Origin of the sequence: Ewingella sp. AOP9-I1-14 (assembly GCF_052375995.1) — a bacterium.
Taxonomy (GTDB): domain Bacteria; phylum Pseudomonadota; class Gammaproteobacteria; order Enterobacterales; family Enterobacteriaceae; genus Ewingella; species Ewingella allii.
Map to the genome: position 1 here is coordinate 15680 of NZ_JBQSVA010000004.1, position 14871 is coordinate 30550.

Genomic DNA, 14871 nt, shown 5'->3' on the forward strand with positions numbered 1-14871 from the left:
TTCTTACGCCTCGTTACCGAATTCACCGCCTGTTAATACTCCCGCTAATTCATAAAAATCTGAGGAATGTCATGATGCTAAGTCGTCACGATGTCCGAGGAAACCCTGTTTATGACCATCAACCATCAGCGCCGAAAACTGCTTATTTTAGGTATGGGCATGGCCCTGACCGCGCCGCGCGTGTATGCCAAATCTGTTGCCGCGCCGGTCTCGCTGACCTCTGACGCCGCGCAAATTAACGTGACAATTCCGTCTGCTGATAAACGCAGCCGCGTGTTCACCCTCGATAACCCGCAGCGAGTAGTGATTGATGTGCCGATGGAGGCGTTTCCTCCCGCGCTAATCCACTCGCTGACCGTGTTGAAGCAAAAATTCCCGTGGCTGGTTCATACCCAGATTGCCCATTTCACGCCGCAAATCACCCGGATTGTGCTGCAACTGAGCGCCGCGCCGCGTTTGCAGCGCACCAAGACGGCGGGCCAGTTGCAGGTCGGCATTAGCCTGCCGGGAGGGGCCGTCAGTCAGGCTCTGCCAACCGCCGCTGCGCCCGCCGCCAAGAAGCCGTTGCTGGTGATGATTGATCCCGGCCACGGCGGTAAAGATCCGGGAGCAATTGGCAATGAAGGCACCTATGAAAAACACGTGGTACTGCATATTGCCAAACGGCTGCAAAGCCTGCTGGATCAGGAACATGGCATTCACGCCGTGCTGACGCGGCAAGATGATGTGTTTATCCCGCTATATCATAGGGTGAGTCTGGCGCATCAACATCAGGCCGACCTGTTTATCTCGATTCACGCCGACGGCTTTACCAATGATGATGTCTCGGGCGCGTCGGTGTTTGCGCTGTCGCCACACGGTGCGGGGAGTGCCATGGCTCGCTATTTGTCGCAGAGTGAGAACAGCGTCGACGTGCTGTATGACGATGATTTCAAGACTGACGATCCCTATCTCAAAGAGACGCTGTTTGACCTCGACCAACGCGAAACCATCAGCCGCAGTCTGGATTTCGGCCGCCATTTGGCGTCAAACATTATCAAAGTTCACCCTATGCACAGTCCGCACCCCGAGCAGGCGGGCTTTGCCGTGCTGAAGTCTCCGCGCATCCCGTCGGTGCTGGTAGAAACCTCCTTTATCACCAATAAGCATGAAGAAAAGTTGCTCGGCGAGCCGGTATTTCAGGAGAAGATGGCCCGCGCGCTAGCCGAGGGGATCAACAGTTATTTCCTCAATGAAAAGAAAAATAATCTGCTGAGCTGACCTGCCGTTTAACCGTTTTCTTGTAAATTGAATGAGTAAGCTAAAAAATTTACTCATTGGCGCAGGACCTTAGGCCAAATTACGGAGAGAACAGTTGAGTCAGACACCAATTTCCAGCCCGATTTGGCGCCTAACCCTCGCCACGGTCGCTACCGGCATTCTAGCCGGGCTAGGCGGCATGACCTTGGCGCTTATTCTTCACAGCATTCAGCACCTGGCGTTTGGCTACAGCCAGAACGCTATCATCAGCAATGAAAGCTTTTTGCAGGGGGTGGCTGCCGCGACGCATGGGCGGCGCTTTGCCGTGCTGGTGGTGTGTGGCTTGGTGGCAGGGATCGGCTGGTGGGCGCTCTATCGCTGGGGCAAGCCGCTGGTGAGCATCGCGGCGGCGGTGAAATCCGATAAGCCCGATATGCCGTTCTTCAGCACCACGATTCACGCCTTGCTGCAAATCATCACCGTGGCGCTGGGTTCACCTCTGGGCCGCGAAGTGGCACCGCGAGAAATTGGCGCTATCTCCGCTAACTGGCTCTCCCAACGTTTTGCTCTCACCGTGCGTGAAACCCAAATCATGATTGCCTGTGGCGCAGGCGCGGGGCTGGCGGCGGTGTATAACGTGCCGCTCGGCGGGGCGGTCTTCGTGCTGGAAGTGCTGCTGGGCGCTTTTAGCTGGCAGCTGCTGCTTCCGGCGATCTGTACTTCTTCTATTGCTGCCCTGGTGGCCTGGATTGGGCTGGGCAATGAGTCCCAGTACCACCTGATGCCGCTGGATATCACGCCGTCGCTGCTGGTCTGGTCGGTGGTGATGGGGCCGGTGTTCGGCTTCGCGGCCTACTGGTTTACGCGCCTGACCAACAAGGCCAAAGCGCAGGCCCCACGCGACGCCAGGCTGATCCCGCTCAATCTAATTAACTTTGCGATTATCGGCATTTTGGCCGGTTGGCTGCCGCAGTTATTGGGCAACGGCAAAGGCCCGGCGCAAATCAGCTTCGACAATCAGATCACCATCGCGCTGGCGGCGCTGCTGCTGGTGGCGAAAGTGGCTATCACCTGGAGCACGCTGCGGGCGGGTGCGCAGGGCGGGTTGCTGACGCCGGGGCTGTCTAACGGCGCGTTGCTGGCCTGCGTGCTGGGCGGGCTGTGGAATATTTATTGGCCGGGCACCTCTCTCGGCGCTTTTGCGATTATCGGTGCGGCGGCCTTTTTAGCTTCCTCAATGAAAATGCCACTGACGGCGGTGGTATTAATTATGGAATTTACCCGCGTTGGGCATGATTTTTTGATCCCGATTTTATTCGCGATAACGGGTTCAATCGCGGTGCAAAGCCTTTGCAGTAGGGCCTTCGAGGCTAAAAAGAGTTAATCACTGCGTGCGGCAGGATAATAGGATCTTTTTTAGATCGTGAAAGATCCTATTGACCAACTCAACAAACTTTCTTACATTTCAGTAACAGGTTAGTAATGAAAATTCTTAGCAAAGATGGCAGCTGTCACTATACTGTCATTATCAGGCGGTACTTTTTAGTTAACGCTCAGTAGGTTCAAATTAATAAATTGAATTGAGCAGGATTAAAAAGTTTACTCGGTGAGCGGCCAAGGTCGTAAATATCACAGCGGGGATCGCGAATGAGAAAGTCCTATTTTGGGCTGAGTAATAAAAAAACATATTTACACCTCTCCACTCGTTGTCACTGCTTAACCGCAAACGAGGGTCAAGACTTCGACTCTCTGATATTAACCGACCAAACCTTTTCCACGTCTTTATTATTTTGTCACTTTTCAACCACGCAACAGCGCCTCCGTTCTTTAACTGACCCCACACTTACACTGCAACCAACTGGCTATTTGTCTGGCCGTTTAACTGGCTCCAATGCTTTGAAGGTCAGCGGTTTGTCATTAATGGCAATGCCTCCTCGTGAACAGACAGTATGTCTAAAGAAAATAGCAGGGCGCTCATTTGTTAATCACCCGACGTTATTTTCCTCTTCACGTTATTCATTGGCTCAACTTGGTCTAAAAGGAGACCAAAACCTCATTTGTTAGTGAAACATAACCGTGCGGGCCTATGCCTTAGCGTTAAGTGAATCAAACTGTAAGGTGCCACTATGGGAAGACAGAAAGAAGTGATCAAAGCTCGTCGTGAAGCGAAACGTGTTATTCGTCGTGATTCACGCAGTCACCGCCAACGTGAGGAAGAATCTGTGACCTCTTTAATCCAAATGGGCGGTGTGGAATCGATTGGAATGGCTCGCGACTCTCGCGATACCTCTCCAATCCAGGCACGAACTGAAGCTCAAGGTCATTACTTATCAGCCATAGAGAATAAGCAGTTAATTTTTGCTACCGGCGAAGCAGGCTGTGGCAAAACATTTATTAGCGCGGCGAAAGCTGCAGAGGCATTAATACATAAAGAGATAGATAGGATTATTGTTACCCGCCCAGTATTGCAGGCCGACGAAGACCTCGGTTTCTTGCCCGGCGATATCTCTGAGAAGTTCGCACCTTATTTCCGTCCGGTATACGACATCTTATTACGTCGTCTGGGTTCATCATTTATGCAATATTGCCTGCGACCGGAAATAGGCAAGGTTGAAATTGCACCTTTTGCGTATATGCGCGGGCGCACTTTCGAAAACGCAGTGGTTATTCTGGACGAAGCCCAGAATGTCACGGCCAGCCAAATGAAAATGTTCCTGACCCGTCTCGGCGAAAATGTGACGGTAATAGTAAACGGGGATGTTACCCAATGCGATTTGCCGCGTGGGGTAGTATCAGGGCTTAGCGATGCAATGTCTCGCTTCGAAGAAGACGAGATGGTTGGCATCATTCAGTTTGGTAAAGAGGACTGCGTGCGTTCAGAGCTGTGTAAACGCACCCTGCACGCCTACTCTTAATTCTTCCCTCGCACCTGTCTCTAATAAAAAGGCCGCCCAATGTGAATTGAGGCGGCCTTAGTTTTACCTGTAAGCAGGCTTACAGCATGATGATCATCATGTACGCCACAAACAGCGCCAGATGAGCAGTACCGTTTAATACATTGGTACGGCCAGTGGAGAAGGATATCTGGCACAGAATCAGCACTGACAGCATCACTACGATGTTCGCCGGGGCCAGACCGAAGATCAGCTCCTGGCCGGTCAGGGTGGCAATCAGGGTGACGGCAGGTACGGTCAGGGAAATGGTCGCCAGAACCGAACCAAAGAACAGATTCATCGCGCGCTGCACCTGATTCTTCATCACGGCTTTCAACGCACCCAGACCTTCAGGGGAGAGGATCAGCAGCGCGACCAAGAAGCCTGTGAACTGCGCCGGGGCGTTCAGCTCGGTTAACAGCTCTTCCAGCGGGTCAGCGTTGAATTTAGTCACCGCGATAACCAGCGCCAGATGGACAATCAGCCACAGGGTGTGGGTCAGATTGCTCTTGGAAGAAGGCTTGCCGTGGCCGTCTTCTTCACCTTCATCTTCGTGCTCATAAATGAACAGGCTTTGGTGCGTTTTAGTTTGAATCAGCAAGAACACGCCGTACATCGCGGCAGAAATCACGGCGACGATCAGCGCCTGCACGGTAGTGAAGTTACCGTCGGGCAGGGCGGCAGGCAGAACCAGCACGATGATCGCCAGCGGGAAAATCGCCATCAGGTACTGCTTAATACCACCCAAATTCACATACTGAGTCGCGAACTTACGGCCACCCAGCAATAAAGAGAAACCAACCAGACCGGCGGTCACGATCATGATGATCGAGAACAGCGTGTCACGCATCAGCGCCGGGGCGGCGTCACCCGTTGCCATTAGCGCGGAAATCAGACTCACTTCGAGGATAACCACCGACAGGCTGAGGATGAGTGAACCATAAGGTTCGCCTAAGCGGTGGGCAAGAACGTCGGCGTGGCGCACAACGCTGAAGGCGCTGGCGAGAATACCCACCAGTGCGATTGCGTTGATGCCGATGACGGCGAGGAAATTGCTGCTATCACTCCAAAAGACCAAGACTAATAAGGCAGCAATAGGGAAAACGAGTGAATATTCTTGATGGCGGGATTTATGCTTCGGATGCTCCTGAGATGACACCATGATGATTATTCTCCTGTGCAAAACTTACGTGGCTCGGACGAACCGGCTTCACGAAACAGCAGTGTTTTCACTGCCAGCAAAGAACGCGTCATAGAGCACAACAAACTCGTTATGCCATGGCGCGTTAACTCGTTCACTATATAAGAAAAACGACTTAATTGATAGATATAAGCTTGCTTTGGTAATAAAAAATCATAAGACATCGATTTTAAGCGCTATAACTTAATATAAGACGCTAATTAAGTCTGGTAGATGTGTTTTTGAATACTTTAAAGAATATTAAAAACAAAGAGTTAATTTAATAAGTTAGAGTTATGACGATGATGAGAAGTTTTCAACTGAGTCATCGAATAACCCCATTTTTTAATGGATTTCCTGCCTGCACTTACGCTGCTTTACGTTTACTGAATTATCTTTATTATTTTCAGTCCTATTAGGCTTATCAGAACATTACCTATAACCCTATTTAGCGTAGCAGCTAGACTTCGTTATGTAGCAAAACGGGTGATGAAACACCGATCGAGGCAGCAAAAAGTGGGGTTTTTAGACTTTGTTGCTTTATCAAATAACCCAGACGACTAACGAGGAGACTGGAAATGCCTTATGACAACCGATCATCTTTACCGGATTCCGTGCGTAATGTGCTCCCGCCTCATGCTCAAGACATCTATAAAGAAGCCTTTAACAGCGCATGGGATGAATATGCGAAATCCAAAGACAGGCAGGGTGATGACAGCCGGGAAGAAACCGCGCACAAGGTAGCCTGGGCGGCGGTTAAGCACGGTTATCAGAAAGGGGATGACGATAAATGGCATCCCAAAAAGTAATGCATACCTTGGCTTTCTTACACTAAAAAGCTTTCCGCCCGGCCTTCGTGCCGGGCTTTATTTGTCTCTCATTGCCATTCCCGCCGCGCATTTATCAATGTTCACTAAATGTTCATCATATTTTCGTTTTGTGATCACCTTCAATCTTGATTGCTGACGCAGAAACGCATAAGGTTTGAACTATTAACGACATAAAGAAATTCTTATGTTTTTTTCCTTTTTTAGAGCGATAAAAAGGAATAAAGCGCAATAACGGAGAAAACAGCGTCAACAGTATGGCAAGTTCTATAAGCAGTGGTTTTGAAGGAGGCGATGAATGTTAACCCGAGATTTTCTGCGTAACGCAGATTGCAAAACAGCATTCGGCAGCATCGACGAGTCGATGTTATTGACCTCCGAACAACGTTCCGCCTCGCTCGACTGCACGCTGGCGCGACGCCCGGACAATAGCCCGGTATGGATATTCGGTTACGGCTCTCTGATGTGGAATCCGGTGTTTGACTCGGATGAGGCGCGACCGGCGACACTTAACGGCTATCACCGCGCTTTCTGTCTGCGCTTGACCTCGGGACGCGGGACGCACACCCAGCCGGGCCGCATGCTAGCGCTGAAAGAGGGCGGCCGCACCACGGGTCTGGCGTTCCGCCTGCCGGAAGATAAGCTGCGAGAAGAGCTGGAACTGCTGTGGAAACGTGAAATGGTCACCGGCTGTTACTGCCCGACGTGGTGCGAGCTGGATCTCGACGACGGCCGCAAAGTGACTGCGCTGGTGTTCATCATGGACCCGGCACACCCGCTGTTTGAAGCTGACACCTCATATCAGGTGATCGCGCCGCTGATTGCCAAAGCCAGCGGGCCGCTCGGCACCAACGCGCAATACCTGTTCGCGCTGGAGAAAGAACTGCAAACCTACGGTATGCGCGACGACTGCATGAGCGAACTGGTTAATCAGGTGCGTATGCTGCTGGCGGTATCTCCGGCAGAAGGGGTTCCCGGCCTCGGCTAAGACTTACTGCTGCAACTAACGCAACCCACTAAACCGCCATTTGATGCACTTCAAAAGGCGGTTTTTTTTATTACCAATTTTATTGCAATCGAGCAGTCAATGCGCATAATCCCAATCTTTATGAGAATCATTGGCATTCTCATTTTGTTCATTGGGGAACCTCTATGCAAACGTCACACCGCTCACCGTCGGCGGGTCGCCTGACCCGTAGCCTATTATCCGTGCTTATCTGTTCGGCTATCACTGCACCTCTTGCCCACGCCGCTGCGCCATCGCCAGCTGCGCCAGACAGCGCGAGCAGCCTAAAGGGAGAAGATACCCTGACCGTCACCGCCATGGCGGATGACTTCAAGGCTGGGGGCAACACCCCGGTGCCAGCCTATCTTGATGGCGGCGTGGCGAACGGCGGAAGATTGGGGATCTTGGGCGAGCAGGATGCTAAAAACGTGCCGTTCAACGTGATTAGCTTCACCGACAAACTGATTCAGGACCAGCAGGCGCGCTCGCTGGCCGACGTGCTGAGCAACGATGCCTCGGTGCAGAGCGGCTACGGCTACGGCAACTTCTCCGAAACCTTTATGGTGCGCGGCTTCTCGCTCAATGGCGATGATATCTCCTACGGCGGCATGTACGGCGTGCTGCCGCGTCAGGTGGTCGCCAGCAACTTCGCCGACCGCGTCGAGCTGTTTAAAGGCTCCAACGCCTTTATCAACGGCGTTACCCCAGGCGGCAGCGGGGTAGGCGGTGCGATTAACGTCGAACCCAAACGCGCCTCTTCCGCGCCACTCACTCGCGTCACGATGGATTACACCAGCTCCTCGCAGATTGGCACCGGGATTGACGTCGGCCGCCGCTTTGGCGACAACGACCAGTGGGGCGTGCGCGTCAACGCCCTGCACCGCGAAGGGGACGCGGCGGTGGACGATGAATATCGCCGTACGACCCTTGGCTCTATCGGCCTGGACTATCGCGGCGATCGTTTCCGCAGCTCACTCGACCTTGGCTATCAAAAGCAGGTCGTCGGCAATGGCCGCCCACCGGTGTATCTCAGCCCGACGCTGACCAAAGTTCCAGATGCGCCATCATCAACCCTTAACTACGCGCAGCCCTGGTCGAACACCCATACCGAGAACGAATTCGGCATGTTGAAAGGGGAGTATGACCTCACCGATCACTGGACGGCCTACGCCGGGCTGGGTGCCAGCCATGCTCATGAGACTGGCGATTACGCCTCGCCAACCGTGACCGATGTTAATGGAAACGGCACCATTGGACGCCTCAGCGTGCCTTACTTCGCCGATCGCATCTCCACCATGGCGGGGCTGCGCGGCGACTTCGACACCGGGTTTGTGTCGCAAAAGGTTAACGTCGGCTTCTCCAGCGTCTATGTGAAGACTCGCACCAGCTACACCATGCCGAAAACCGCCGATCGCGGACCGTTCAACCTCTATGATCCTGAGCCTATAAACTACCCGCCAACCAGTTTTACCGGCGGCCATATGGATGACCCGAAAGTGCGTAACCGCAGCCGCAGCAGTGGCATCGCGGTTTCTGACACCTTGGGCGTGTTGGATGATAAAGTGTTGTTGACGCTGGGGGCGCGCCGTCAGGAGGTTCTGACACGTGGCTACACCTATGACGGCGTGCAGAATGCGGCCTTCGACGACACCAAGGTCACTCCCGCTTACGGCCTATTGGTCAAGCCGTGGGAACATGTCTCGCTCTACGCCAACCACATAGAGGGCCTTCAGCCGAGCGATCCGGCGCCAAGCACGGCGTCCAACGCTGGCGCAGTATTCCCTGCCATTACCTCGAAGCAAAACGAAGTGGGTGCCAAGTTTGATTTCGGCACTCTCGGCGGCTCGCTGGCGCTGTTTGAAATCAAAAAACCGGCCTCTTACACCAATAGCGTGACGCGCGAATATGGCCTGTACGGCATGCAGCGCAACCGTGGCGTCGAGCTGAGCGTGTTTGGTGAGCCGATGTACGGCGTGCGCCTGCTGGGCAGCGCCATGTGGCTTAAGCCGGAGCTGACGGACACCAACGGTGGTCTGAATGATGGTAACGACGCCATCGGCGTGCCGAACTATCAGGTAGTGCTCGGCGGCGAGTGGGATGTCCCGCGCGTGCAGAACGTGACGCTGACCGGCAAGGTGATCCGCACCGGCTCGCAGTATCTCAATGAAGCCAACACGCAAAAAATTGATGCCTGGACTCGCCTCGACCTGGGCGTGCGTTACGCTATGCCGATGCAGGAACATACTCTGACATGGCGCGCCAATCTGGAAAACGTCACCAATGAGAACTACTGGGCTTCGGCCACCGGCGGCTATTTGACGCAGGGCACGCCGCGCCAGTTTAAACTCTCCGCCACCTACGATTTCTAATCACCAATGCCTCCCTTGGAAACAGGGGAGGCAAGGCTTTTTGGCACCTTTCCCTCCCCACTTTGATACTGAACATTTGGCTAAACGCCGCTTTAATAACCATACTCATAATCTTATGCGATAAAAGCATAAGGTTAGTCGTTAAACGACTTTCTTGTGAGTTAGCGACTCACATACACTCAGGAAATTATTAGCAATTTCGCTATGTTGGAGAGTCATCACCATGAAAGCCTTTATCCCTTCCGTTCTGTTCGCGGCTATCGCGGCCAGCTTTACCGTTCAGGCCGCAACGCCAGCGAATACCTTGGTTATTGCGCAATCTATCGATGACACGTCAAGCTTTGACCCGGCGCAGGGCTTTGAGCTGACCACCGTGCAGGCGTTCAACAATATTTATCAGCGTTTGGTGCAGTCAGACCCGAATAACCCAATCGATTTAAAACCGACGCTGGCGACCTCGTGGGAAGCAGGCAAAGACAACCGCAGCCTGACCTTTACCCTCGACCCTAAAGCCGTGTTCGCCAGCGGCAACCCCCTGACCGCCGACGACGTGATTTTCTCCCTGTCTCGCGTAGTGAAGCTCAACCTCGAGCCATCCTTCGTGCTGACCCAGCTGGGTTGGGATGCCAAAAACGTCGACAGCTTCCTGACCAAAGTTGACGATCACCACGTGAAGGTGAGCTGGACCGCCAACGTCAGCCCGAACTTCGTGCTGAGCCTGCTCTCTGCGCCAGTTTCTTCCATCGTCGACAGCAAACAGGTTAAAGAGAATGCCAAAGGCACCGACCTTGGCCATGAGTGGCTGGCCAGCCATTCCGCGGGCAGCGGCCCGTACAAAATCCGCACCTACGTGCCGCATGAAGTGGTGGTGCTCGACGCCAACCCAAGCTCGCCAGAGGGCGCGCCTAAGTTGAAAACCATCTTGATCAAAAACGTGCCGGATCCGGCTGCTCGCCGCCTGCTGATTGAGCAGGGCGATGCCGATATGGCGCGTAACCTCGGTGCTGACCAAATGGCCGCGCTGGAAGGCAAAAAGGGCGTGAAGCCGCTGGCGATCCCTTACGCGTCACTGTACTTCCTGCAATTTAACGCCAAAGCCTCTCCAGCCTTGGGCAACCCGGCATTTTGGGAAGCAGCACGCTACCTGTTTGACTACAAACACATCGCCCACGATCTGATGAAAGACACCTTCCAGGTGCATCAGGCGTTCCTGCCAGAGGGCTATCTTGGCGCGCTGAATGACAACCCTTACACCTACGATCCAGCCAAGGCTAAAGCCATTCTGGAAAAAGCCGGGCTGAAAAACGTCACCTTCACCATTTCAACCTCCAACCAACCGCCGTATTTGGACATCGCCCAAGCCTTGCAGGCGAGCTTCGCGCAGGGCGGGGTGACGGTGAAACTGGATCCGGGCCTGAGCCAGCAGATTTCTACCAAGGTTAAAGCCCACGAGTACGACGCGTACATGTCCTCATGGGGTCCGGATTACTTCGACCCGAACACCAACGCCTCGGCCTTTGCCTATAACGCAGAGAATGGCGGCCAGACGCTGGCATGGCGCGCTAACTGGTCAATTCCAGAGTTGAATAAACTGACGCTGGCGGCGACCGCCGAGCCTGATCAAGCTAAACGCGTGGCGGATTACCGTAAACTGCAATTAGAAGTGCAGAAAAGCTCGCCGTTCGTGATTGGTTTGCAGGCCAAGAGCCTGATTGCCGTGCGTGACAACATTCAGGGCTACGTGCAGGGTATCAACCCTGACATGGTCTTCTACAGCAAGGTCACTAAGTAATGACTGATAGTTCAACACCCGCCGGATTCGTCCGGCAGGGTTGGCGCTGGTCAGGCCGTCTGCTGACCGGCCTGATTTCACTGGCGCTGACGCTGCTCGGCCTGCTGGCGTTTACCTTTACGCTTTCCCACCTCGCGCCGATTGACCCTACGCTGCAAGTGGCTGGCGACCACGCCAGCGAATCGACTTACGCCCAGATCCGCAAAGATCTCGGGCTGGATCAGTCGGTGCCGGTGCAGTTTGGTCGCTATGTTGAGCATCTGGCTCACGGCGATATGGGTATGTCACGCATCACCGCGCAGCCGGTAGCGAGTGATTTGGCGCGCACCTTCCCGGCTACCGTCGAGTTAGCTACCTGCGCCATCATCTTCGGCGCTTTCTTTGGTATTTCGCTGGCGCTGCTGGCGGTATGGAAACCGGGAAGCTGGCTGGATAACGCCGCGCGGCTGATTTCGCTGCTCGGCTATTCGGTGCCGATTTTCTGGCTCAGCCTGCTGGGGCTGCTGCTGTTTTACGCCGTGCTGCACTGGGCCGGCGGGCCGGGGCGGCTGGACGATGTGTATCTCTATAGCATGGAGCCAAAAACCGGTTTTGTGCTGATTGACACCTGGCTGTCTGGCGATCGCGAGATGTTCTTCAACGCCATCAGCCACCTGTGGCTGCCGGTGACCGTGCTGGCGCTGCTTTCCATGGCGGGGATCACCCGCCTGCTGCGCGCCTCAATGCTGGGCGAAATGAACAAAGAGTATGTGATTCTGGCGCGCTCGAAGGGCGCTGGCCGGGGCCGCGTGCTGCTGCGTCACGTCTTCCCTAACGTTTTGGGTACGCTCATCACTGTGTTAACGCTCTCCTACGCCAGCCTGCTGGAAGGGGCGGTATTAACCGAAACGGTATTTGCCTGGCCGGGCGTGGGGCGCTACCTGACCACCGCGTTGTTTGCTGCCGACACGCCAGCGATTCTTGGCGCGACGCTGCTGATTGGCACCTGTTTCGTGCTGCTCAATGCGCTGGCTGATGCCCTGACTTACCTTCTTGACCCGCGAACCCGATAAGTGGCTGACTGATATGACTCAACTTATTCCTGACCAGCCAACGCAGGTCGATGCCTCGACCGAATGGCGTCCGGCAAGGCGTATCACCACCTTGTCGATTGGCACCGCGCTGGTCATCATCCTGATTGCCTGCGCGCTGCTCGCGCCGCTGCTGGCACCTTTCGACCCGAACATTCAGCATATTGAATTTCGCCTGCTGCCGCCGTCTGCCGAGCACTGGCTGGGCACTGACGGCTTTGGCCGTGATTTGCTCTCCCGCGTGATTTACGGCGCGCGGCCTACGCTGCTGCTGGTGTCGCTGATCCTGATCCTGACCATTCCGATTGGCCTGCTGGTGGGTATCAGCGCGGGTAACATCGGCGGCTGGTATGAGCGCATTGTTATGCGCCTGACCGACATCGTGCTGTCGCTGCCAAGCCTGGTTATCGCACTGGCGCTGGTGGCCATTCTTGGTCCGGGCTTGATGAATGGCGCGCTGGCACTGGCTTTCACCAGCTGGCCGCCGTTTGCCCGTCAGGCGAGGGCGGAGACGCTGGCGCTGCGCCGCAGTGACTATCTGGCGGCGGCGCGTATGCAGGGCATTGGCGGCTTACGCCTGATGTTCGGCCATATTCTGCCGCTGTGCCTGCCTAGCGCCGTGGTGCGCGCGGCGCTGAGCCTCGGCGGCATCATTCTGGCCTCTGCCGGTTTGGGCTTCCTCGGCATGGGCATCCAGCCACCGACCGCCGAATGGGGTTCGATGGTTGCCGAGGGCAGTAAAGTGATTTTCGACCAGTGGTGGGTCGCCGCCGCGCCTGGCGGTGCCATCCTGTTCGCCAGTCTGGCATTCAACCTGCTGGGCGATGGCCTACGTGACAAAATGGACCCGCGACATGGCAAATGATTTCGAGAAGAACCAACAAAAGACGCTGCACAATGACGTGCTTGTTGCCAAAGACCTGACGGTCTATCTGCCCGGCCCGCGCCCGGTGGAGCTGGTGAAGTCGCTCTCTTTCAGCGTCGGCAAAGAGCGCGTGGCGCTGGTGGGGGAGTCCGGCTCGGGCAAATCCTTAACCGCCCGCGCCCTGATGGGCCTGTTGCCGCACCCGTGCGAAGTGCGCGCCAGCCAGTTAACCTTGGGCGACCAAGACCTGCTAACCCTGCGCGAACGCCAGTGGAACCAGCTGCGCGGTAATCGCGTCTCCATGGTGATGCAGGATCCGAAACACGCTCTCAACCCGTCGCAGCCGATTGGCTGGCAGGTGGAGGAGCCGCTGCGCCTGCACACGCGCCTTGGTCGCAAAGAGCGGCAGGAGAAGGTGCTGGAGATGCTTAACGCAGTGGGCCTGCCAGACCCGAAACGCCTGTGCAAGCAGTATCCCCACCAGCTTTCCGGCGGCATGGGCCAGCGCGTGATGCTGGCGATTGCCTTGATTAACGACCCGCAGTGGCTGATTGCCGATGAACCGACCTCGGCGCTGGACTTCGACATGCGCGAGCAGGTGCTGGGCCTGATTGAACGTCTGGTTGAGCAGCGCAACATGGGGCTGATTTTGATTAGCCACGATTTGCAGCAGGTGTCGCAGTTCTGCGAACGCGTGCTGGTGATGTACAAAGGCGACCTGCTGGATGAGCTGCCAGCCGACCAGCTGGCGCACGCCACGCACCCGTACACTCACACTCTGTGGTCATGCCGCCCGAGCAAGTTCACCCACGGTGAACGCCTGCCGGTGCTGGACCGCGCGCTGCTTGAGTCTCTGAAATCCGCTTCATCGAAAGATGCTTCCTCACAGGAGCCACAGCCATGAGTCAGGTCGTTGCTGAATTAGACCACCTCAGCGTTTCACACCGTCACGGCTATGAGCTGCGCACCGTGGTGCATGACGTGCGTCTGAGCATTAAGCAGGGCGAGTGTTTTGGCCTAGTCGGTCCGTCAGGCTGTGGTAAGTCCTCTTTGCTTTGGGTGTTGGCTGGGTTAAATGGCCAGTGGGAAGGTGACTTAACCATGCTCGGCCAGAAGCTGGTGCCGGGTAAGCCGTTCACCGGCAGCCTGCGCCGCGACGTGCAGATGGTGTTTCAGGACCCCTATGCCTCGCTGCACCCGAAACATCGCCTCAGCCGCACCTTGGCTGAGCCGCTGAAAATCTTGAAAGAGCAGGATATCGAGCAAAAAATTGCCGAAGGTTTTCGTCAGGTAGGACTCGATCCCAGCCTGATGAGTCGCTATCCACATCAGCTTTCCGGCGGCCAGCGCCAGCGCGTGGCAATCGTTCGCGCTCTGCTGCTTAAGCCGAAATTGCTGCTGCTGGATGAGCCGACGTCGGCGCTGGATATGTCAGTGCAGGCCGAAATCCTCAATCTTCTCAATGACCTGAAAGCCTCAACCGATCTGACCATGCTGCTGGTAAGCCACGACGCCGATGTGATCGACCACATGTGTGACAGGGCGGTGCATATGGCGAAGGGCCATATTGTCGGGTGATGTAGTCTACCT

Annotated in this window: 12 protein-coding genes; 11 read left to right on the forward strand and 1 reads right to left on the reverse strand. The window is 55.2% G+C overall.

The genetic code is table 11. From position 1 onward, the window contains the following. Window positions 1-159 precede the first annotated feature (159 nt). The 3 genes from ACT3RT_RS12730 (at window position 160) to phoH (ending at window position 4154) form a co-directional block, all read left to right on the forward strand. Entirely contained in the window at window positions 160-1260 is a 1101-nt protein-coding gene (locus ACT3RT_RS12730; protein WP_496203222.1) for an N-acetylmuramoyl-L-alanine amidase, read from the forward strand. A gap of 94 nt (window positions 1261-1354) precedes the next feature. Continuing rightward, on the forward strand, window positions 1355-2623 hold the full coding sequence (locus ACT3RT_RS12735) for a chloride channel protein (protein WP_496203058.1): 1269 nt from the start codon (window positions 1355-1357) through the stop codon (window positions 2621-2623). Between the two features lie 742 nt (window positions 2624-3365). Beyond that, complete coding sequence (phoH, locus tag ACT3RT_RS12740) at window positions 3366-4154, forward strand: phosphate starvation-inducible protein PhoH (RefSeq protein WP_034790157.1); 789 nt, start codon at window positions 3366-3368, stop codon at window positions 4152-4154. A 79-nt stretch (window positions 4155-4233) separates the two neighbouring features. On the opposite strand, the gene chaA is transcribed toward phoH, so the two are convergent. Then, window positions 4234-5334 (reverse strand): sodium-potassium/proton antiporter ChaA, encoded by a 1101-nt coding sequence (chaA, locus tag ACT3RT_RS12745; RefSeq protein WP_353501937.1) that lies wholly within the window; start codon window positions 5332-5334, stop codon window positions 4234-4236. Between the two features lie 596 nt (window positions 5335-5930). Between chaA and chaB the strand changes: the two genes are divergently transcribed. From chaB to ACT3RT_RS12785, 8 genes are all read left to right on the forward strand, one after another. Then, window positions 5931-6161, forward strand: coding sequence for a putative cation transport regulator ChaB (chaB, locus tag ACT3RT_RS12750; RefSeq protein WP_396130792.1), 231 nt, complete (start codon window positions 5931-5933; stop codon window positions 6159-6161). 316 nt (window positions 6162-6477) lie between these two features. Continuing rightward, window positions 6478-7167, forward strand: coding sequence for a gamma-glutamylcyclotransferase (locus tag ACT3RT_RS12755; RefSeq protein WP_353501938.1), 690 nt, complete (start codon window positions 6478-6480; stop codon window positions 7165-7167). Between the two features lie 164 nt (window positions 7168-7331). Next, complete coding sequence (locus tag ACT3RT_RS12760; protein WP_496203059.1) at window positions 7332-9554, forward strand: TonB-dependent receptor; 2223 nt, start codon at window positions 7332-7334, stop codon at window positions 9552-9554. Window positions 9555-9777: 223 nt separating this feature from the next. Continuing rightward, window positions 9778-11346 (forward strand): ABC transporter substrate-binding protein, encoded by a 1569-nt coding sequence (locus tag ACT3RT_RS12765; protein WP_396130790.1) that lies wholly within the window; start codon window positions 9778-9780, stop codon window positions 11344-11346. Further along, on the forward strand, window positions 11346-12398 hold the full coding sequence (locus ACT3RT_RS12770; protein ID WP_353501941.1) for an ABC transporter permease: 1053 nt from the start codon (window positions 11346-11348) through the stop codon (window positions 12396-12398). The genes ACT3RT_RS12765 and ACT3RT_RS12770 overlap by 1 nt, the downstream gene beginning before the upstream one ends. Window positions 12399-12411: 13 nt before the next feature. Next, window positions 12412-13281 carry an ABC transporter permease gene (locus tag ACT3RT_RS12775; RefSeq protein WP_496203060.1) on the forward strand — a complete coding sequence of 290 codons (870 nt, stop codon included), beginning with the start codon at window positions 12412-12414 and terminating at the stop codon, window positions 13279-13281. Next, on the forward strand, window positions 13271-14185 hold the full coding sequence (locus ACT3RT_RS12780; protein ID WP_051899443.1) for an ABC transporter ATP-binding protein: 915 nt from the start codon (window positions 13271-13273) through the stop codon (window positions 14183-14185). The genes ACT3RT_RS12775 and ACT3RT_RS12780 overlap by 11 nt, the downstream gene beginning before the upstream one ends. Next, the gene (locus ACT3RT_RS12785; RefSeq protein ID WP_353501943.1) at window positions 14182-14859 is read left to right on the forward strand and encodes an ABC transporter ATP-binding protein; all 678 of its coding nucleotides are present in this window, start codon (window positions 14182-14184) and stop codon (window positions 14857-14859) included. Before ACT3RT_RS12780 ends, ACT3RT_RS12785 begins: the two co-directional genes overlap by 4 nt. Window positions 14860-14871: the final 12 nt, after the last annotated feature.